Origin of the sequence: Streptomyces sp. NPDC059534, from assembly GCF_042743475.1 — a bacterium.
Taxonomy (GTDB): domain Bacteria; phylum Actinomycetota; class Actinomycetes; order Streptomycetales; family Streptomycetaceae; genus Streptomyces.
In genome coordinates, this window is sequence record NZ_JBHWAQ010000025.1 from 54,999 (window position 1) to 72,637 (window position 17,639).

Consider the following 17,639-nt stretch of genomic DNA (forward strand, 5'->3'; position numbering starts at 1 on the left):
AACTCTTCCCCGGCGAGGCGCCGGCCTCACCCCTGGGAGGGCGGACGGGCTACTCCTCCGTCGAGGGGGCGCTCTTTCCGGCGTCGGGTGTGACGTAGGAGCCCTTGCCGGACACGGTGTAGATCAGTCCGCGCTCACGGAGTTCACGCATGGCCCGTCGGCCGGTCAGCACGGCGATGCCGTACTCCTCGGCGAACCGGCCGGGCGTGGGGATCACCCGGTCAGGGGCGTACTCGCCGGTCGCGATCTTCGCTGCGATCACGTCGGCGAGCTGCATGTACAGCGGGCGTCCCGACTTCGGGTCAAGGCTCATGACTCAACGCTAGATAGTCATACTAAGGCACGTATGGGTGGCTCTAGCTACATCGTGATGCATCACGGTGCATCACGCACTACGGTGTGGGCACGAACGAAGACCCCGGCGAGGTGGCTAGACCTCCCGGGGCATGGCCACCAACTACCAACGGAGTTGATGACGTGCGGAACCCTATCGCGCGCGTACTGGGCAGGGCACTGATCCCCGTACTCCTGGGCCTGCTCATGCTGGCCCTGCCACCCAGCGGCAGGCACCGCCCCCGCCCGGTCACGCACCCGCGCCCGGCATCCCCGACCCCGGCCCCCGCACCCCGCCATCGCGCCCCCACCCGGCGGTCCCCCTACGCCCGGGAACAGACCGCGCCCCTCGACGGCTCCCGGTCCCCGCTGGCACGCCCCTACCTGTCCGGGCCCGGCACGCGGGCGGTGCAGCGGAAACGCCGACGGGCGCTCTGGCTCGCCACGGTCGGTCTTGACGTCGACCACCGCGACATCCACGCCGTCGGGAGCGCCCGATGAGCCGCTGCGGGGTGCGACGGTCCGTGCTCTCCGTGGCGGAGACGGTCCGTCCGGTGTGGGGCGGCTCGGTCTGCGTGCTCGCCGTGGGGCACGACGGCGCGCACCGCGACCGCGCGGGAGACGGCTGGTGGGTGACGCCGGAGATCGCCGACGCGGTGACCGTGTCCCTGCTGGCCCACGCCCTCACGGCCACTCCCGAGCCGGAGTTCCGGTCGCCGCGCTGCATCGTCGGCCGCCATGACCGCTGCCGGGACCACGCGCCCCGCGACAGCGGCGTACCGGGGGTCCGGCATCTCGTGTGCGGGTGCCTGTGCCATGCCCCGGCGCCGCACCGGAACCCGTCCGCGACGGGCTAGCGGGGTCTCACGCGGCGGCGCCGGCCTCCTGCTCGTAGGGGAAGCGGGCGAGCGGGGCCTCGCGCAGGAAGAAGGTCTCGGCGGAGGCCATCGCCCGCTCGTCGGCGCGTACCCGGCCGGGGCGGGAGCCCGTCCCGGTCAGGACGCCGCCGAAGCGCATCCGCAGGTAGGCCGCCGAGTGGCTCAGGCCGGTCGTCAGGCCGTCGGCGACGACGTGGTCGTCGTCCGCCATGGCGGTCACCCCCCACAGGGTGCCGCCGGCCATGCGCTCCTTGAAGTCCGAGCCGGGCACGTTCAGCCAGCCCGACCAGTAGTCGAGGTAGCGCTTGGTCTGCGCGGAGAGGCTGTACCAGTAGAGGGGCGAGACGATGACGATGTCGGTGGCCTCGACCGTGGCCTGGCGCAGCAGTTCCTCGGTCTCCCCGGCCCGGTGGCCGGCGGCCTCGTGGCGGCCGTCCTGGAAGTCGGGCAGGGAGAGCCGGTTGAGGTCCACCCAGTGCCGCGGGACGTCGGCGGGCAGATGCGCGGCGGCGGCGCGGGCCAAGGTCTCGGAGTTGCCGTCGGAGCGGGAGCTGCCGAGGACGAAGAGGAACGAACGGTCCGGGCGGTGCGGGCCGGACGCGGCGTCGGGGGTCATGTCTGCTCCGGTCTGGTCGGGTACCGGTTGCCAACTACCCGTCCACCGAAGGTATTCCGCGCACGCGTCCATCCGCGGCCGGGCGCCCATCGGCCCGGCCGATCGCCCATCGGCTCCGCCGATCGCCCCCATCGGCAGGACTCCCCACTGGCCCGTGGACCGGCCGGGGCCCCGCTCGTAGCGTCAAAGCCATGAGAAACGAGACCAGGGGAACCGTCGAACTCACCCTCGCCATGGTGCTCTCCGGCACGCTGGGCGTCTTCGTCGTCGAGTCGGGGGCGTCACCCTTCGAGGTGGTGTTCTTCCGGTGCCTGTTCGGGGCCGCCGCGCTCGGGGCGTACAGCCTGGCCCGGGGCTTCTTCACCGGTCACGGGTTCACCGCGCGGAAGCTGGGGCTCGCCGCGCTCGGCGGGGTGTTCATCGTCTTCAACTGGGTGTTCCTGTTCGAGGCGTACGAGGCGAGCTCGATCTCCCTGGCGACGGTCGTCTACCACACGCAGCCGTTCTTCCTGGTGCTGCTGGGGGCGGTGTTCGCGAGGGAGCGGATCTCCGCCGGGAAGCCGGCATGGCTGGCCGTCGCGTTCGCCGGGCTCGTGCTCGTGTCCGGGGTGCGGCCGGGGGACACCGCGTCGCTCAAGGGGCTCGGGTTCGCGCTCGCCGCGGCCGTGCTCTACGCCCTGTCGACCTTCCTCACCAAGCGGATCACCGGCGTACGGCCCCATCTGATCGCGCTCGTGCAGGTCCTCGTCGGCATCCCGCTGCTGCTGCCCTTCACCGACCTGGGGGCGACGGCGGGGCTCGGCGCCGGGTGGGCCTGGCTCGTCGGGCTCGGGCTGATCCACACCGGGCTGATGTACGTGCTGATGTACGCGGCCTACGCCAAGCTGCCGACCGCCAAGATCGCGGTGCTCGCCTTCACCTACCCGGCGGTCGCCATGGGGGTCGACTGGGCGGTGTACGGGCACCACATCGGGCTCGTGCAGGCGCTCGGGGTCCCGCTGATCGTCCTGGCGAGCCTCAAGGTCACCCTCGCTGCTCGGACACGAGACGCCGCGCCTGCTCCACGAACAGCCGGACGTGCGCCGGAAGCCGCTTCCCCCGCCGCCACGCGAGCTGCGTGAAGAGGGTGAAGGGCGTCTCCCAGTCCAGCGCGACCAGCGCCCCGGACGCCAGCTCCCCGGAGACGGCGACCCGGGGCAGCAGGGCGACCCCGAGGCCCGAGGCCACGCCGCGCTTGGTCGCCTCGATCGTGCCGAACTCCATGAACGGCGGGGCCCACTCCCGCAGCTCCCGCTCGAAGAGGTCGCGGTACGGGCAGCCGGGCTCGGTGCCCACCAGCTGGGCCCCGGCGAGGTCGGCGCCGGTCAGCCCCGTACGGCCGGCCAGCGGGTGCCCGGGGCCGGCGACCAGGACCAGGGGCTCGGGGGCGAGGACCTCCGACTCCAGGCCCTCGTGCTCCGTGTCCGGCTCCATGAGGAAGCCCACGTCGTACGTGCCCTGCCGCAGGGCCTGGCGGGTCTCGTCGCCGAGGGTGGGCCGCAGGGTCAGCCGGACCTTCGGGTAGCGGTGGTGGAAGTACTCCAGGAGCGGCGGCAGCCGGTAGGAGGTGAGCGACTCCATGGTGCCGACGGCTATCGGACCCGAGGGCTCCGCGGTGACCGCGACGGCCGTACGGGCCTCCTCCGCCAGGTCGGCCATGCGGCGGGCGTACGGCAGGAGGCGTTCCCCGGCCTCGGTGAGCCGGATACGGCTGCCGAGCCGCTCGAAGAGCTCCACGCCGAGCGAGGACTCCAGGGTGCGGATCTGGCCGGTGACGCTGGACTGGGCATAGCCCAGGTCGGCGGCGGCCCGGGTGAAGGAGAGGACGTCGGCCACCTTCTCGAAGGTGGCGAGGAGCCGCAGCTCCATCAGCTCTCGGTCTCCTCGCCGCGGGCCTTCCCGCGGTCCGTGTCGTCGCCGTCCTCGCGCTTCCTCAGCTCCTCCTCGCGGCGGCGCAGGTCCGCCTCCCAGTCCCGGAGGGCCGCGTCGTCGCGTCCGCCCTCCGCGGACCGGTCCGCGTCGTCGCCGTCCTCGGAACCGTCCTTGGAGCCGCTCTTGAGGGACTTCAGGAACTCGGGGTTGTCGTCGGGGGCCACCCAGCCGCCCGCGGCGCCCCGGTCGCGCGGCCGCCGTTCCTTGCCCGCGACGATCCAGCCGATCGCGCCGACCACGGAGAACAGCAGGACGACGATCGCCCAGACCGGCTTCGGGAGGTGCCTGACCTCTTCCTCCTGGGTGTTCAGGCAGTCGATGAAGGCGTAGATCATCAGCGCCAGCGGCAGGATGAACAGCAGCGCCCTGAGCATGTGGGACAGCCCCCTGGAAGCGGTGGCGGGGGCGCGTTTCGGCGGCCCCGGTGACAGGTCCAGGGTAGCCGGTGACCGATACTGGCCCTTATGGCTTACGACGATCTCCGCTCGCTGCTCAGGGCCCTGGAGCGCGAAGGCGACCTCAAGCGCATCAAGGCCGAAGTCGACCCGTACCTGGAGGTCGGGGAGATCGTCGACCGGGTGAACAAGGCGGGAGGCCCGGCGCTCCTCTTCGAGAACGTCAAGGGCTCCGCCATGCCGCTCGCGATGAACGTCTTCGGGACGGACCGCCGGCTGCTCAAGGCGCTGGGCCTGAAGTCGTACGGCGAGATCAGCGAGAAGATCGGCGGGCTGCTCAAGCCCGAGCTCCCGCACGGTTTCGTCGGTGTCCGGGAAGCCTTCGGGAAGCTCGGCTCGATGGTCCACGTGCCGCCGAAGAAGGTGAAGTCCGACGGGGCGCCGGTGCACGAGGTCGTGCTCACCGGCGACGACGTCGACCTGGACATGCTCCCGGCGCTGTTCACCTGGCCGAAGGACGGCGGCTCCTTCTTCAACCTGGGGCTCACCCACACCAAGCACCCCGAGACCGGTGTGCGGAACCTGGGCCTCTACCGGCTCCAGCGGCACGACAAGCGCACCATCGGCATGCACTGGCAGATCCACAAGGACAGCCGCAACCACTATGCGGTGGCCGCCGCGAAGGGCGAGCGGCTGCCGGTCGCGATCGCCTTCGGCTGCCCGCCGGCCGTCACGTACGCCTCGACGGCCCCGCTGCCGGGCGACATCGACGAGTACCTCTTCGCCGGATTCGTGCAGGGCAAGCGGATCGAGATGGTCGACTGCAAGACCGTCCCGCTCCAGGTCCCCGCGCAGGCCGAGGTCGTCGTCGAGGGCTGGCTGGAGCCGGGCGAGATGCTCCCGGAGGGTCCCTTCGGCGACCACACCGGCTTCTACACGCCCCAGGAGCCGTTCCCGGCGCTGAAGATCGACTGCGTGACGATGCGGAAGCGCCCGCTGCTCCAGTCGATCGTCGTCGGCCGGCCGCCGACCGAGGACGGGCCGCTGGGCCGCGCGACGGAGCGGTTCTTCCTGCCGCTACTCAAGATCATCGTGCCGGACATCGTCGACTACCACCTGCCGGAGTCCGGCGGCTTCCACAACTGCGCGATCGTCTCGATCGACAAGAAGTACCCGAAGCACGCGCAGAAGGTCATGCACGCCATCTGGGGCGCGCACATGATGTCGCTGACCAAGCTGATCATCGTGGTCGACAAGGACTGCGACGTGCACGACCTGCACGAGGTCTCCTGGCGGGCCCTCGGCAACACCGACTACGCCCGCGACCTCACGGTCGTCGAGGGCCCCGTCGACCACCTCGACCACGCCTCCTACCAGCAGTTCTGGGGCGGCAAGGCGGGCATCGACGCCACGAAGAAGCTGCCCGAGGAGGGCTACACCCGGGACGGCGGCTGGCCGGACATGGTGGAGTCGGACCCGGCGACGGCGGCCCTGGTGGACCGCCGCTGGAAGGAGTACGGGCTGTGACCACGGCCGCCGTACCGGGCGCCACACCGGGGCGTACCAAGTCGTTCCTGCGCCTCGTGATGATCGAGCACTCGGTCTTCGCGCTGCCCTTCGCGTACATCGCCACCCTCACCGCGATGTTCCGGCTCGACCGGAACGTCCACTGGTGGACGCTCTTCCTCGTCACCGTCTGCATGGTGGGGCTTCGCACCTTCGCCATGGCCTGCAACCGGATCATCGACCGCGAGATCGACGCCCGCAATCCGCGCACCGCCCACCGCGAGCTGGTGACGGGCGCGGTGTCCGTGCGGTCCGCGTGGACCGGGGCCGGGATCGCCGTCGTCGTCTTCCTCGGCGCCGCCGCCCTGCTCAACCCGCTGTGCCTGGCGCTCGCGCCGCTCGCCGTGATCCCGATGGTCGTCTACCCGTACGGCAAGCGGTTCACGAACTTCCCGCACGCCATCCTGGGGCTCGCCCAGGCCATCGGACCCGTCGGGGCCTGGCTCGCGGTGACCGGGGAGTGGTCCTGGGACGCGGTCATCCTGGGTCTCGCGGTCGGCGTCTGGATCGGCGGCTTCGACCTGATCTTCGCCTGCCAGGACGTGCAGGCGGACCGGGCGCACGGCGTGATGTCCGTACCGGCCCGCTTCGGCGTGCCGGCCGCGCTGTGGGGCGCCCGCGCCTCCGCGGTCGTCACCACGGGGCTCCTCGTCTGGTACGCGCTGGCGACGGACGCCGGGCTCTTCTTCTGGATCGGCCTGGTGGTCGTGGTGGCCGCCTTCGGCTACGAGCACACGATCGTGAAGCCGCACGACCTGTCCCGGCTGAACCGGGCGTTCTTCACGACGAACGGCTTCATCGGCATCAGCCTCTTCGGGTGCGCCCTGCTGGACCTGCTGGTCCGAGGGCTGTCGCTCTGACGGACGGCACCCGGGGCCGGCAGGCTCCGCCGGCCCGGGCGGCCGTCAGGCTCCGCCGGTGAACCTGTCCAGGAGCGCGTCCAGGCCGGCGGCCAGGCCCTCGGGGCCGCCGTGCCGGGCGAGCGTGGGAGCGGCCGCGCGCAGCCGGGGCAGCTCGCCGGCCGGCATGCGGTGCAGGCCGAGACGGAAGGCGGGTTCCGGCTCGTCCGGGTTGTCGACCATGGCCCGCAGGTCCCCGAGGACATAGCCGAGGACCCAGCCGCTCACGGCCCGGAAGGCCATCACGGTGGCGTCCTCGTCCAGCCCCGCCCGGCCCAGCAGGGCCAGGACGCGTTCCTGCGCCCGGAGGACGGGCAGCGGGCGGCGGGCGAGCGGCACCGCCAGCATGCGGGTGGCCAGGAGCGGGGCCACCTGGGGGTGGGCGAGGGCGACCCGGTAGGTCGCGAGGGCGGTCCGGTGGAGCTCGTCCCGCCATCCGGGTGCCTCGGCGGAGGCGGCGAGCCGTTCCTCCAGTTCCGTGTAGAGGGCCTCGACCAGACCGTCGAGCAGGGCGTCCTTCCCGGCGGCGTACCGGTACAGCGCCATGGCCTCCACCCCGAGCTCGGCGCCGGTCCGGCGCATGCTCAGCGCGGACAGCCCCTCGCGGTCGACCAGCTCCAGGGCCGTGGCGAGCACCCGCTCGCGGCTCAGGCGGCCGTAGCGCCCGTGGTCGCCGGCGCGCCGACCCGGTGCCCGGCGCCCCTGCGGGGGGTCCTTCTCGGTCGGCATGCGCCCGCCTTCGTCGTGCGGTCCCGTGCGGTTCCGCGTCGCCTCGCGGCCCCGCACCGGCGGCCGGGAACGAGCTCGTCTTGACCGCTGAACATCCAGGGATAAAGTGTACATATACGTCGTAAACGTACGGTGCAGGCAGCAGGTGAACACGCCGCGCACCACGTTCCGGCGGACGGCCTCCGCAGCACGGAAACCACCGTGCACCGATTCGATCCGGAGCCATCATGACCACTCACCAGACCGTGCCGCAGAGCACCGGCTCCCGGCCCGCCGACCACCACCCCGTCAGCCGCTCCACCGACCCACCGCCGCACCCGATGCGGCGCGCCGAGGACAAAGTGCCGACCCGGCCCGCCGTGAGTCTGGTGGTCCCGGCCCTCAACGAGGCCCGCAACATCCCCTGGGTCTTCGAACAGATCCCGGACTGCGTCGGCGAGGTCCTCCTGGTCGACGGCGACTCCCACGACGCCACCGTCCGCGTGGCGACCCAGATCCTGCCCACGGTCCGCAGCATCAAGCAGCGCGGCAAGGGCAAGGGGAACGCCCTGCGCACCGGCTTCCTCGAAGCGCGCGGCGACTACATCGTCATGATCGACGCCGACGGCAGCATGTCCCCCGCGGAGATCCCGCACTTCGTGCACTTCCTCGAGAACGGGTACGACTTCGTCAAGGGCTCCCGCTTCGTCGAGGGCGGCGGCTCCCTCGACATCACCCGCTTCCGCAAGCTCGGCAACCACGCCCTGCTCGCCCTGGTGAACCGGCTCTACGACGCCTCGCTGACCGACCTGTGCTACGGCTTCTGCGCGTTCCGGCGCACCTTCCTCGACCAACTGGACCTGCACGCCACCGGGTTCGAGATCGAGGCCGAGATGATCGTGCACGCCCTGCGCTCCGGACTCCGGATCGCCGAGGTCCCCAGCCTCGAACTGCCCCGGCGCAACGGCCGCTCCAACCTGCACGCGATCTCCGACGGCCGACGGGTGCTCCGGACGCTGCTGTCCGAGCGGCCCGGCGCGATGGCGGCGTCCGTCCCCCGGGAGGGGAGCACACCGTGACCCCGGTGCCGTCCGGGCCGGCCGCGCCCATGCCCGTGGTGGACATCGACCTCGCCGAGCCCGGTGCCTTCCGGCGCCCCGGCGGCCGGACACGGAACGCGCCCTCCGGCCGCGCGCTCGGTCTCGTACGGCTCCACGGGCGCCCGCTGGGCATGACCGAGGCGTCCGGACGCGGGCCCGGTGAACTCTGGCAGGCGTTCGCGGCCGCGGCGCTCCGCGAGTTCCCGGGCGCCGCGGCGGTCGCGGGACCCGGCCCCGGCGAGGGGCGCCCGACACCCGGCGCGGCGCCGGAGATCAGCGTGATCGTGGCGACGAGGAACCGCGCCGGAATGCTGCGCGACTGCCTGGACTCGCTCCTGGCCCTGGAGTACCCGCGCTTCGAGGTCATCGTCGTGGACAACGCCCCGGCGGACGCCTCCACACGGGACCTGATCCGGCGCGAGTACGCCGGCGCCCGGCCCGGCGGCCCCGCGGTCCGCTACCTGCGCGAGCCCGTGCCCGGCCTGGCCCGCGCCCACAACCACGGCCTCGCCGCCGCCCGCGGCCGTATCGTCGCCTTCACCGACGACGACACGCTCGTCGACCCGCGGTGGCTGACCGCGCTCGCCACGCCCTTCCTCGCCGACCCCAGGACCGGCTGCGTCACCGGCCTCATCGTCCCCGCCGAACTGGACACCGAGGCACAGGTCGCGCTGGAGCGGCACGGCGCGTTCGCGAAGGGATACACCCCGCGGACCTGGTCGTTGCGGGCCCCGCCCGCGGACCCGCTGTTCCCGTTCACCGCGGGCCGGTTCGGCTCCGGCGCGAACATGGCCTTCCGCACGGAACTGCTGCGCGAGCTCGGCGGCTTCGACCCCGCCACCGGCGTCGGCACCCCCGCGCGCGGCGGCGACGACCTGCTGTCGTTCTTCCGGGTGCTGGCCCGCGGCCGCTCCCTCGCCTACGAACCGGGCGCGATCGTCTGGCACCGCCACCGGCGGACCCGGGAGGCACTCGAAGCGCAGGCGTTCGGCTACGGCGCGGGCTTTGGCGCCTACCTGGCCGGCGCGCTCGTCCACGAACCGCGCATGCTGCCGGCGCTGCTGCGACGGCTGCCCGGCGGCGTGCGGTACGCCCTCGCCAGAAGCCGGGAACGCGCCGGACCGGGCACCGGGACCGGCGGCACGCCGACCAGGATCGCCCGGCTGGAGCTGCGCGGCCTGCTCTACGGCCCGTTCGGCTACCTGCGCAGCCGCCACGAGGAGCGGCTGCTGCGCCGGCGGTCCGCACCCCGCCCCGGCGTCCGCACCCACCCCGACACCCGGAGGCGGGGCGGAGCACGATGACCGAGCGGCCACCGCGGCACGGGCCCGCCGGGCCCGCCTTCCGCGTCACCCAGGCCACCCGTCCCGCCCACGCCGCCCGTCCCGCCGGTCCCGCCGGTCCCGCCCGCAGCGCCCCCGTCGAGCGGCGGGCCGGGACTCCGCCGACCGCCGGGGAGGACCGGCCTCCCCCCGCCGCGCGGCGCTCCCTCGGCACGATCGTCAGGTCCGGCGCCCGCACCGTGTTCTCCCGCGACCCGCTGCTGCGCAACGGGCACCTCCTCGCGATCAGCTCCGTCGTCAACGCCGGTCTCGGATCGGTCTTCTGGGTCCTCGCCACCCACTGGTACGACGACGAGGTGGTCGGCGTCAGCTTCTCCGCCCTCTCCATGGCCCTGCTGCTCGCGGGCATCGGCCAGCTCAACCTCTCCGACTTCCTCGTCCGGTTCGTGCCGACCGCCGGCCACCACACCCGCCGGCTGATCCTGATCTGCTACGCCGTGAGCGCCGGCGTCAGCACCCTGGCGGCCCTCGGGTTCCTGCTGCTCGTGCCCGTCGCCGCACCCGACCTCGACTTCCTGCTGGACCCGGTGGCCGCCGTGCTGTTCGTCGCCGCCACCGCCGGATACGCCGTCTTCGTGCTGCAGGACGGCGCGCTGACCGCGGTGCGCCGGCCCGGCTGGGTGGTGGCCGAGAACACGGTCTTCGCCTGCGTCAAGATCGGGCTGCTCGGCATGGGGGCGGCGCTGGCCCTCTCCTCCGGCATCCTGCTCTCCTGGGCGGGGGCGCTCGCGGTCTCCCTCGTCGTCACCAACTACGTGCTGCTGCGCCGGGCCGTGCCCCGCCACGTGCGGGCGTCGACGACGGGGCAGCGCCCCGACCGGGCACTGCGGTACGCGGCCGCCGACTACCTCGGCTCCCTGTTCCGGATGGCGGCGTACGCGCTGGTCCCGCTGATCGTCCTGAACGACCTGGGCGCAAAGCAGAGCGCGTACTTCTCCCTCGCCTGGATCGTCGGCTACGTGCTCTTCCTGGTGGTCCGCAACCTGGGCAGCTCCCTGGTGGTGGAGGCCGTGCGCAGCCCCTCGCAGCTGGTCGAGCACGCCCAGCGGGTCATGCGCCACGCGGTGCTCCTCCTCGGGGCGGCGGTCGTCGTCGTCGTGGCACTGGCGCCGCAGATCCTCTCCTTCTTCGGGCCCGAGTACGCCGCGGAAGGCACCACGCTGCTGCGGCTCCTGGCCCTGTCCGCGCTGCCGAACATCGTCGTCGGCGTCGCCATCGACGTGTCGCGGGCCCGCCGCCGGCTGCGCTGGGCCGTCGGTCTGCAGCTCGCGGAGTGCGTGCTGGTCCTCGGGCTGACCAAGCTGCTGCTGCCGGTCATCGGGATCGCCGGGGCCGGCGTCGCCTGGCTTGCGGCCATGTCCCTGCTCGCCGCCGTCCTGCTGATCCGGCGTACGCGCTGGCTCACGACCACCGAACCCGGGAGGTCCTCGTGAACACCCTGCCGAGCGTGACCGTCGTCGTCTGCGCCTACACCCTGGACCGCTGGGACGACCTCCGGGCGGCGATCGGCTCCCTGCGCGCACAGCGGCACCCCGTGGACGAGATCGTCCTCGTCGTCGACCACTGCCCCGAGCTGCACGCGCGGTCGTCCACCGCCTTCCCCGGGGTGCGGGTGCTCGCGAACACCGGGCGCCGCGGCCTTTCGGGAGCCCGCAACACCGGGGTCGGGGCCGCCCGCAGCGAGGTCGTGGCCTTCCTCGACGACGACGCGGCCGCCGAACCCGACTGGTCCGAGGGACTGCTCGCCCGCTACACCGGCCCCGACGTCGCCGGAGTCGGCGGCCTGGTCCGGCCGCGGTGGGCCACCGGCCGACCGGCGTGGTTCCCGCCCGAGTTCGACTGGGTGGTCGGCTGCTCGTACCACGGCCTGCCCGAACACCTCGCGCCCGTACGGAACTTCATCGGCGCCAACATGTCCTTCCGGCGCGCCGAGGTGCTCGCCGCCGGAGGCTTCCGCGCCGACCTGGGGCGGGTCGGCACCCGCCCGCTCGGCTGCGAGGAGACCGAGCTCTGTCTGCGCATCGCGGCCCGCCGCCCGGACGCCGTCCTGCTCCACGAACCCGCCGCGGCGGTCCGCCACCACGTCCCCGCCCCCCGCGCCACCTGGGCCTACTTCGTCTCCCGGTGCTACGCCGAGGGACTGTCCAAAGCGCAGGTCGCCCGGCTCGGCGGCACCCACGCGGCCCTGGCCAGCGAGCGCGCCTACCTGAGGTCCACCGTGCCCCGCGCGTTCGCCCGGGCACTGCGGCCCGGCCGCCCGGCCGGCCTGCGCACGGCCGGCGCGCTCGCGGGCGGCGTCGGTGTGACGGTCGCGGGCTACGCGATGGGCCGCGCCCGGCGCCTCGCCCCCGGCACGGGGACCACCACCGGTGCGGAAGGACCGGCGGTGCGCCGGCCGGCCGTGGCGGGCGGGGGACGGCCATGAGCGCGAACACGGCGACGGAGGCCCGGAGGAGTCCCGTGCCCGTCTTCCTCTACCACTCGGTGTCGGTCGACCCGCCGTCGTGGATCGCGCCGTTCACGGTGAGCCCCCGCACCTTCGCCGAGCACCTGGGCCTGATCGCCGACAGCGGTCTGCGGGTCGTGCCCCTGCGGCGCCTCGTGGCGGCGCAGCGCGGGGGAGCGCCGCTGCCGGACCGGTCGGCCGTCCTGACCTTCGACGACGGCTTCGCCGACTTCTCCGCGACCGTGCTGCCGCTGCTGGCGCGGTGGGGACTGCCCGCCACGCTGTACGTGACCACGGGCGTGCTCGGCGGTCCGGCCGGCGGGCCCTTCCCGCCGGGTTCGCGGATGCTCAGCCGGGCCCAGCTCGGTGAAGTGGACGCGCTCGGCGTCGAGATCGGCGGCCACACCCTGACGCATCCGCAGCTCGACGTCCTCCCGGCCGACCGGGTGCGGGACGAAGTGGCGGGCTGCGGACGTCATCTGGAGGACGTGCTGGGACACCCGGTGGACTCGTTCGCCTACCCGCACGGGTACTCGAGCCGCGCGGTGCGCGCCCAGGTGCGCGAGGCGGGGTGGGCGTCGGCCGCCGCGGTCCGCGACGCGTTCAGCTCGGCGGGCGACGATCCGCTGCGGTTCGCCCGGCTGATGGTGCGCGCCGACACGGACCGGGACCGGTTCCGGCAGTGGACCCTGGGGGCCTCGGCGCCGGTCGCGCCGTTCCCCGAGGGGGCCCGGACCCGGGGCTGGCGTGCCTACCGGCGGATGAGGGAACGGCTGAACGTGCCCTACCGGGCGCTCTCCTGACGGCCACTGCCGGCGGACCCCCGAGGGGCACCGCTGCCCGCCAGCTGCCGCAGGTCAGTGCTGCCAGACCCGAACCCAGTCCACCTGCATCCGGGCCTCGTCGACCGCCGCGGGCGGTGCCTTGGGCACGCCGACCGCCAGGTTGAGCAGCACCTCCATGGGCACGTCCGGGATCCGCTCCGGATCCGTCACCCGGAGCCGCTCGACCCCGTCGACGTACCAGACCAGCGCGTCGGGCTCCCACAGCAGTCCGAAGACGTGGAACCGCCCGGAGAAGTCGGCGGGGCCGAACGTGCCGCGCTGCCGGGCCCGTTCGCCGTCGGGCTCGGTCCAGTGCACGTACATGTGGACCACGCTCGTGGAGCCGAGGAACTCCATGACGTCGATCTCCGGCGGGGTGAAGCGGGACGCCGGCATCATCCAGAACGCCGGGAACATGCCCGCCTCGGCCGGGATGCGGACCGACGCCTCGACGTACCCGTACGTGAAGGTCCGGCGGGGCTCGCCGTACCACTGGTCCCGCCCGGTGGAGATCATGCCGGACCGCCAGGGGTAGGTCTTGCCGTCGCTCCCGCGCGTCTCGTGGCGCTGGGCGGTGAGCGTGAGCTCGCCGTCCCGTACGGAGACCTGCCCCGGCAGGTACCACTGGAGCTCGTTGTTGGCGCTGTTGGTGCAGCCCTCCCGGTTCCAGTCGTAGCAGGTGGCCCACCGCGCGGTGTCCAGGGCCGTGCCGTCGAACTCCTCGTCCAGCACGAGCCGCCAGGGCCCCGGGGGCACCGGATCGAACGCGGCGGGCAGGGGCGTGGCGGGGTCCCCGCCGGATCCGGCCGGGCCGCCGCAGGCGCTGAGCGCCAGCAGGGCGGAGGCCAGGGCCAGCGCCGCCGTCCGCCGGCGGGACCGGGTCGTGTGGCTCCGGGTCACCGCGCCCTGCCCGCGACGGACCCGGCGACCCGGCGGGCCGCGAAGTCCGTACCGCAGACGAAGCGCATGATGGGGCCGAAGGTGGGGGCCGCGGCCAGGCTGGTGAAGTACAGGCCGGGTACGGACGACTCGAACCCCGCCGACAGCACCGGCGCGCCGCCGGGCAGGGTGCGCACCGACCGCCGCAGGGACGGCTCCAGGAGGGCGAGCCGGTCCACGTCCACGCGGTAGCCCGTGGCCGCCAGGACGTGGTCGGCGTCCACGACCTCCGTCCGGCCCGCGCGGTCCGCCAGCTCCAGCCGGACCGTCCCGTCGTCCTCCCGCCCCTGGGCCGAGACCACCCGGTGGCCGCACATCACCGGGAAGCGCCCGTCCACCCGGTCCCGCAGCCACCAGGCGCCCGACGGTCCGAGAACGGTCCGCAGGAAGTGGTTGCGCAGGGGGAGCGGCAGCCGGCGGTAGGGGCCCGCGCCGCGGCTGACGACGGCGTGGGACCAGCCGGGGCCCAGCGGGGAGGCCGGTTTCAGCAGCCGGGTCGACCGGGGGCGGGACGACGGCAGGTCCGTCTCCGGGGGCACGCCGAACAGGAGGGACCCGGTACGCGCGATCACCGTGGGCCGGGCACCGGCCTCGTACAGCAGCGCCGCGCTCTCCAGCGCGGACTGGCCCGCCCCGACGACCGCGACCCGGCGGCCGGCGAACCGGGTGAGGTCGCCGTGCTCGCACGGATGGGACGCGAGGCCCGCGGGGAAGAGCGGGGCGAGCCCGGCGGGCCGGTGGGCGAACGGCACGAGACCGCTGGCCACCACCACGGAGCCCGCGGTGATCTCCTCACCGGAGTCCAGGGTGACGGCGAACGTGCCGTCCTCGGCCCGCACGTCGCGGACCGTCGTCCGCTCCACCGCCGGCACCCGGCACTCCTGGAACCAGCGGCCGTACGCGATGAACTCGTCGACCGGGATCGGGTACGTGTCGCCCACCGGCGGTCTGCCGTGGACGGCGCGGAAGTCGGCGAACCGGTGGTTCCTCTCGGGGGCGGAGATCGACGAGGCCGTCGGGACGGACTTGAGGTACATGCCGTCGGGCATGTGCGCTTCCCAGCTCTTCATCGGCTCGCCGAAGACACGGGTGGGGACGCCGGCCGTTCCCAGCCAGGCGGCCGTGGCCAGTCCGTACGGACCGGCTCCGACGACGACTGCGGGCAGCGGCCCGCGGCCGGTGCTGCCAGGCTCCGGGGCCATCACAGAACTCCTTTCGCCCCCCGCATCCCCCTCAACCAGATTGCACCCCGCCGTCCCGTTCCCGCGCGCGGTGGCGCAGGGGCAGCAGCGCCAGTACGGAGGTCAGCGCGGCGAGCACGAGCAGGGCCCGGGTGGCGGTGAAGAACCCCGCGAGGAACAGCCCCACGGCCACGAGGGTGGCCAGGGCGAGGCCGAGCGTCAGGGTGAGCAGGGCGCCCTCCAGGACCGCGTACCGGTGCGCGTCGCGCCCCGCGGCGGCCGGGCGCAGCACGAGGACGGCCGCCAGGCCGGGGCAGACGAGCAGGAACGCGGCCACGGCCGTCACCCGCGCCGGTGACGCCTCCGGCAGCAGGGTGGCGAGCAGGGCGAGCCACCCCGAGGCGGCCAGCCCCAGCCGGGGGAGCTCCCCGGCCGCGGGGAGCCTCGGGCGGGGGAGTGTCCCGGTCACCGCGCGCCTCCGGATCGCGGGGTCACATAGCGGTAGACCACGGCGTCCTCGTCGGCGTAGACCCGCGTGAAGCCCGGCGCGTCCGCCAGCGCGGACCGCAGCCGCTCCGAGGTGTCGGCCGGCAACGAGCCGGTGAGGTAGCCGTTCATGTCCTGGGCCCGGCTGAGCACGAGGTACGCGGGCCGCTCCTCGGTGGCGCCGTAGGCGAAGGCGGTCACCCCGGCCACCGGGTGGTCCACCAGCCTCCGGGTGTCGTGGGGGTCCTGGTAGGCCAGCTCGATCCTGGGGTGCTGGTCGTAGTCCATGTCGATGCCGGGGACGTCCGAGGTGAGCATGATGATCGTCGAGTCCGGCGGGGCGTGTTCGGTCACGTAGCGGGCGGCGGCCACCTCGCCGGGGGTGAAGCGGTTCACGGCCTCCTTGCCGTAGTAGCCGAAGACCAGGCCGCCCAGCAGGGCCAGGAACACGGGGTAGACGACGAGCGCGCGCGGGGCGTACCGCCGGGCGTCCGAGGGCAGCAGGAGGGCGGCCACCAGGAACGCGGCGGCGGGCAGCGCGAACAGGTAGGCCCGGAAGAGCATCTCGCCGCCGTAGGCGTTGACGGCGAGCAGCGGGATCGGGGCGACGGCCAGCAGCGGCAGGCCGGTGCGCCGGGTCCACCGGCGGACCAGGAATCCGGCCATGGCCAGGACGACGACCGTCGCGGACAGCCCGCGGTCGACCCAGGACAGCAGGATCTGCCCCGACGCGGCGTCCCCCAGCGGGGCCAGCCCGGCCGTGACGTTCCGGTCGGGCTGGACGAGGGACTGCGTCAGGTTGCCGATGTGGACGGAGATGTACGAGCGGGCCACGGTGGTGTCCCAGACGGCGGTGAGGGCGACCGTGGCGGCGAGCAGGGGCAGGACCACCGGGCGGTTCCTGCGCGGCAGCGACAGCGCCACCAGGGCGCTGATCAGCATCAGCGGGGTGAGCGGATGGGAGACCACGACCGCGGCCACGAGCACCACGACGGCCGCGAGCAGCGCCGGCGGCCAGCCGCCCCGGCGGCGCGGATCGGGCCGCGGCAGCGCCGACGACGGCAGCTGCCGGAAGACCAGGGCCGTCACGGCCATGAAGAGCAGGAAGGCGAAGGTCTGCGGCGCGAAGTAGTCCTGGCCCACCCAGGAGCAGCTGTAGAAGATCCAGACCGCGCCCCACACGAGCCGCCGGTCGCGGGTCACGCACCGGTACAGCAGGAGCAGCGGGACGAGCAGCAGGGCGTTGGCGAACGCGGGCGTCCAGGCGGCGTAGCCGACGGCCGATTCCAGGCCGGTGGCCCGCAGGAACAACGCGTTGAGCTGGAAGAAGCCCGGCCAGTCGTTGTAGACGGAGAACTTGTTCGCGTTCGGCACCTCGCCGCCGTGGCGCACCATCGCGTCGACGACCGCCAGGTGTTTCCAGGCCCAGGAATAGCGCAGCGTCGGGTACAGCAGCGTGGGGGTGGCGTGGATCAGGGCGATCAGACCGAGCACGTAGCCGGTCAGCCAGGCGCCGTGCGTGCGGCGGTCGCTCAGCGCGAGGCAGAAGCCCAGGGTGAGCAGGACGGCCGCGGCCCAGAAGAGCGGGGGCAGTACCTGGAGCAGTCCGAGGTCGCGCATCTCGTCGAGCGGGACCGAGCGCAGGGACAGCAGCCACAGGACGAGGGAGAGGGGGAGCAGTCCGCGCACGGCCCACTGGGCGGCACGGGAGCGGGGGCCGGGCCGTTCCCCGGCGGGCGCCCCGGTGCGAGCGCGCGGTCCGTCCGGCGCGGCGGCCACCCGGGCGTCGTCGCGCTCCCGGTCCCGGCCGGCGGCCACTCCGGTGCTGTCGCGCGGTCCGTCCCGCATGCCCGTCATGGCGCGCCCGGACGCCGGGCGGTCGCGCGCGGGGCGGGCGCGACGGTGACGTCCGGCCGACGGAGGGTCCGGCCGAACTGCCGTGTGCCGCGCGGGA

General features: G+C 73.8%; 19 protein-coding genes. 10 read left to right on the forward strand and 9 right to left on the reverse strand.

What is annotated here, in order from left to right:
- Positions 1-49: 49 nt before the first annotated feature.
- Positions 50-313, reverse strand: coding sequence for a GntR family transcriptional regulator (locus tag ACFVZH_RS27130; protein ID WP_384901147.1), 264 nt, complete (start codon positions 311-313; stop codon positions 50-52).
- A 164-nt stretch (positions 314-477) separates the two neighbouring features.
- Between ACFVZH_RS27130 and ACFVZH_RS27135 the strand changes: the two genes are divergently transcribed.
- Positions 478-834: a hypothetical protein gene (locus tag ACFVZH_RS27135; RefSeq protein ID WP_384901148.1), complete on the forward strand. Its 357-nt coding sequence runs from the start codon at positions 478-480 to the stop codon at positions 832-834.
- Positions 831-1,190 carry a hypothetical protein gene (locus ACFVZH_RS27140; protein ID WP_384901150.1) on the forward strand — a complete coding sequence of 120 codons (360 nt, stop codon included), beginning with the start codon at positions 831-833 and terminating at the stop codon, positions 1,188-1,190. The genes ACFVZH_RS27135 and ACFVZH_RS27140 overlap by 4 nt, the downstream gene beginning before the upstream one ends.
- 7 nt (positions 1,191-1,197) lie before the next feature.
- Here ACFVZH_RS27140 and ACFVZH_RS27145 read toward each other — a convergent pair whose 3' ends face one another.
- Complete coding sequence (locus ACFVZH_RS27145) at positions 1,198-1,827, reverse strand: NAD(P)H-dependent oxidoreductase (protein ID WP_384901152.1); 630 nt, start codon at positions 1,825-1,827, stop codon at positions 1,198-1,200.
- Positions 1,828-2,018: 191 nt separating this feature from the next.
- Here ACFVZH_RS27145 and ACFVZH_RS27150 point away from each other — a divergent pair, with 191 nt between their 5' ends.
- Positions 2,019-2,948: a DMT family transporter gene (locus ACFVZH_RS27150; RefSeq protein WP_384901154.1), complete on the forward strand. Its 930-nt coding sequence runs from the start codon at positions 2,019-2,021 to the stop codon at positions 2,946-2,948.
- Here the strand turns inward: ACFVZH_RS27150 and ACFVZH_RS27155 are convergent.
- Together ACFVZH_RS27155 and ACFVZH_RS27160 are read right to left on the reverse strand one after the other, a co-directional pair.
- Complete coding sequence (locus ACFVZH_RS27155) at positions 2,851-3,735, reverse strand: LysR family transcriptional regulator (RefSeq protein WP_384901156.1); 885 nt, start codon at positions 3,733-3,735, stop codon at positions 2,851-2,853. The two genes, ACFVZH_RS27150 and ACFVZH_RS27155, sit on opposite strands and share 98 nt — an antisense overlap.
- Positions 3,735-4,172, reverse strand: coding sequence for a PLD nuclease N-terminal domain-containing protein (locus ACFVZH_RS27160; protein WP_384901158.1), 438 nt, complete (start codon positions 4,170-4,172; stop codon positions 3,735-3,737). The genes ACFVZH_RS27155 and ACFVZH_RS27160 overlap by 1 nt, the downstream gene beginning before the upstream one ends.
- Before the next feature lie 90 nt (positions 4,173-4,262).
- On the opposite strand from ACFVZH_RS27160, the gene ACFVZH_RS27165 reads away from it, so the two are divergent.
- Positions 4,263-5,720, forward strand: coding sequence for a menaquinone biosynthesis decarboxylase (locus ACFVZH_RS27165; RefSeq protein ID WP_384901160.1), 1,458 nt, complete (start codon positions 4,263-4,265; stop codon positions 5,718-5,720).
- Positions 5,717-6,619 (forward strand): menaquinone biosynthesis prenyltransferase MqnP, encoded by a 903-nt coding sequence (mqnP, locus tag ACFVZH_RS27170; RefSeq protein ID WP_384901162.1) that lies wholly within the window; start codon positions 5,717-5,719, stop codon positions 6,617-6,619. The genes ACFVZH_RS27165 and mqnP overlap by 4 nt, the downstream gene beginning before the upstream one ends.
- 45 nt (positions 6,620-6,664) lie before the next feature.
- Here mqnP and ACFVZH_RS27175 read toward each other — a convergent pair whose 3' ends face one another.
- The gene (locus tag ACFVZH_RS27175) at positions 6,665-7,387 is read right to left on the reverse strand and encodes a TetR/AcrR family transcriptional regulator (RefSeq protein WP_384901164.1); all 723 of its coding nucleotides are present in this window, start codon (positions 7,385-7,387) and stop codon (positions 6,665-6,667) included.
- Positions 7,388-7,614: 227 nt separating this feature from the next.
- Here ACFVZH_RS27175 and ACFVZH_RS27180 point away from each other — a divergent pair, with 227 nt between their 5' ends.
- Genes ACFVZH_RS27180 through ACFVZH_RS27200 form a run of 5 tightly spaced genes read left to right on the forward strand, consistent with a single transcriptional unit; the run spans position 7,615 to position 13,058 of the window.
- The gene (locus tag ACFVZH_RS27180) at positions 7,615-8,445 is read left to right on the forward strand and encodes a glycosyltransferase family 2 protein (RefSeq protein WP_384901166.1); all 831 of its coding nucleotides are present in this window, start codon (positions 7,615-7,617) and stop codon (positions 8,443-8,445) included.
- Positions 8,442-9,770, forward strand: coding sequence for a glycosyltransferase (locus ACFVZH_RS27185; RefSeq protein ID WP_384901168.1), 1,329 nt, complete (start codon positions 8,442-8,444; stop codon positions 9,768-9,770). The genes ACFVZH_RS27180 and ACFVZH_RS27185 overlap by 4 nt, the downstream gene beginning before the upstream one ends.
- A complete protein-coding gene (locus ACFVZH_RS27190; protein WP_384901170.1) occupies positions 9,767-11,242 on the forward strand; it encodes a lipopolysaccharide biosynthesis protein in 1,476 nt (491 codons plus the stop codon). The genes ACFVZH_RS27185 and ACFVZH_RS27190 overlap by 4 nt, the downstream gene beginning before the upstream one ends.
- Positions 11,239-12,234, forward strand: a complete 996-nt coding sequence (locus tag ACFVZH_RS27195) for a glycosyltransferase family 2 protein (RefSeq protein ID WP_384901172.1) — start codon at positions 11,239-11,241, stop codon at positions 12,232-12,234. The genes ACFVZH_RS27190 and ACFVZH_RS27195 overlap by 4 nt, the downstream gene beginning before the upstream one ends.
- Complete coding sequence (locus ACFVZH_RS27200; protein WP_384901173.1) at positions 12,231-13,058, forward strand: polysaccharide deacetylase family protein; 828 nt, start codon at positions 12,231-12,233, stop codon at positions 13,056-13,058. The genes ACFVZH_RS27195 and ACFVZH_RS27200 overlap by 4 nt, the downstream gene beginning before the upstream one ends.
- Positions 13,059-13,112: 54 nt before the next feature.
- Here the strand turns inward: ACFVZH_RS27200 and ACFVZH_RS27205 are convergent, their stop codons facing one another.
- The 4 genes from ACFVZH_RS27205 to ACFVZH_RS27220 are packed head-to-tail and all read right to left on the reverse strand — an operon-like array spanning position 13,113 to position 17,533.
- On the reverse strand, positions 13,113-13,979 hold the full coding sequence (locus tag ACFVZH_RS27205; RefSeq protein ID WP_384901174.1) for a family 16 glycosylhydrolase: 867 nt from the start codon (positions 13,977-13,979) through the stop codon (positions 13,113-13,115).
- Positions 13,976-15,220: an FAD-dependent oxidoreductase gene (locus ACFVZH_RS27210; RefSeq protein WP_384901176.1), complete on the reverse strand. Its 1,245-nt coding sequence runs from the start codon at positions 15,218-15,220 to the stop codon at positions 13,976-13,978. The genes ACFVZH_RS27205 and ACFVZH_RS27210 overlap by 4 nt, the downstream gene beginning before the upstream one ends.
- A gap of 31 nt (positions 15,221-15,251) precedes the next feature.
- The gene (locus ACFVZH_RS27215; RefSeq protein ID WP_384901178.1) at positions 15,252-15,668 is read right to left on the reverse strand and encodes a hypothetical protein; all 417 of its coding nucleotides are present in this window, start codon (positions 15,666-15,668) and stop codon (positions 15,252-15,254) included.
- Positions 15,665-17,533, reverse strand: coding sequence for a glycosyltransferase (locus ACFVZH_RS27220; RefSeq protein WP_384901180.1), 1,869 nt, complete (start codon positions 17,531-17,533; stop codon positions 15,665-15,667). Before ACFVZH_RS27220 ends, ACFVZH_RS27215 begins: the two co-directional genes overlap by 4 nt.
- Between the last annotated feature and the right edge of the window lie 106 nt (positions 17,534-17,639).

Excerpts from the sequence above, each read along its gene's own strand:
- ACFVZH_RS27160 (WP_384901158.1), bottom strand. The coding sequence starts at position 4,172 with ATGCTCAGGGCGCTGCTGTTCATCCTGCCGCTGGCGCTGATGATCTAC.
- ACFVZH_RS27190 (WP_384901170.1), top strand. The coding sequence starts at position 9,767 with ATGACCGAGCGGCCACCGCGGCACGGGCCCGCCGGGCCCGCCTTCCGC.
- ACFVZH_RS27165 (WP_384901160.1), top strand. The coding sequence starts at position 4,263 with ATGGCTTACGACGATCTCCGCTCGCTGCTCAGGGCCCTGGAGCGCGAA.
- ACFVZH_RS27180 (WP_384901166.1), top strand. The coding sequence starts at position 7,615 with ATGACCACTCACCAGACCGTGCCGCAGAGCACCGGCTCCCGGCCCGCC.
- ACFVZH_RS27140 (WP_384901150.1), top strand. The coding sequence starts at position 831 with ATGAGCCGCTGCGGGGTGCGACGGTCCGTGCTCTCCGTGGCGGAGACG.
- ACFVZH_RS27200 (WP_384901173.1), top strand. The coding sequence starts at position 12,231 with ATGAGCGCGAACACGGCGACGGAGGCCCGGAGGAGTCCCGTGCCCGTC.
- ACFVZH_RS27220 (WP_384901180.1), bottom strand. The coding sequence starts at position 17,533 with ATGCGGGACGGACCGCGCGACAGCACCGGAGTGGCCGCCGGCCGGGAC.
- ACFVZH_RS27150 (WP_384901154.1), top strand. The coding sequence starts at position 2,019 with ATGAGAAACGAGACCAGGGGAACCGTCGAACTCACCCTCGCCATGGTG.
- ACFVZH_RS27130 (WP_384901147.1), bottom strand. The coding sequence starts at position 313 with ATGAGCCTTGACCCGAAGTCGGGACGCCCGCTGTACATGCAGCTCGCC.
- ACFVZH_RS27175 (WP_384901164.1), bottom strand. The coding sequence starts at position 7,387 with ATGCCGACCGAGAAGGACCCCCCGCAGGGGCGCCGGGCACCGGGTCGG.
- ACFVZH_RS27145 (WP_384901152.1), bottom strand. The coding sequence starts at position 1,827 with ATGACCCCCGACGCCGCGTCCGGCCCGCACCGCCCGGACCGTTCGTTC.
- ACFVZH_RS27210 (WP_384901176.1), bottom strand. The coding sequence starts at position 15,220 with ATGGCCCCGGAGCCTGGCAGCACCGGCCGCGGGCCGCTGCCCGCAGTC.
- ACFVZH_RS27155 (WP_384901156.1), bottom strand. The coding sequence starts at position 3,735 with ATGGAGCTGCGGCTCCTCGCCACCTTCGAGAAGGTGGCCGACGTCCTC.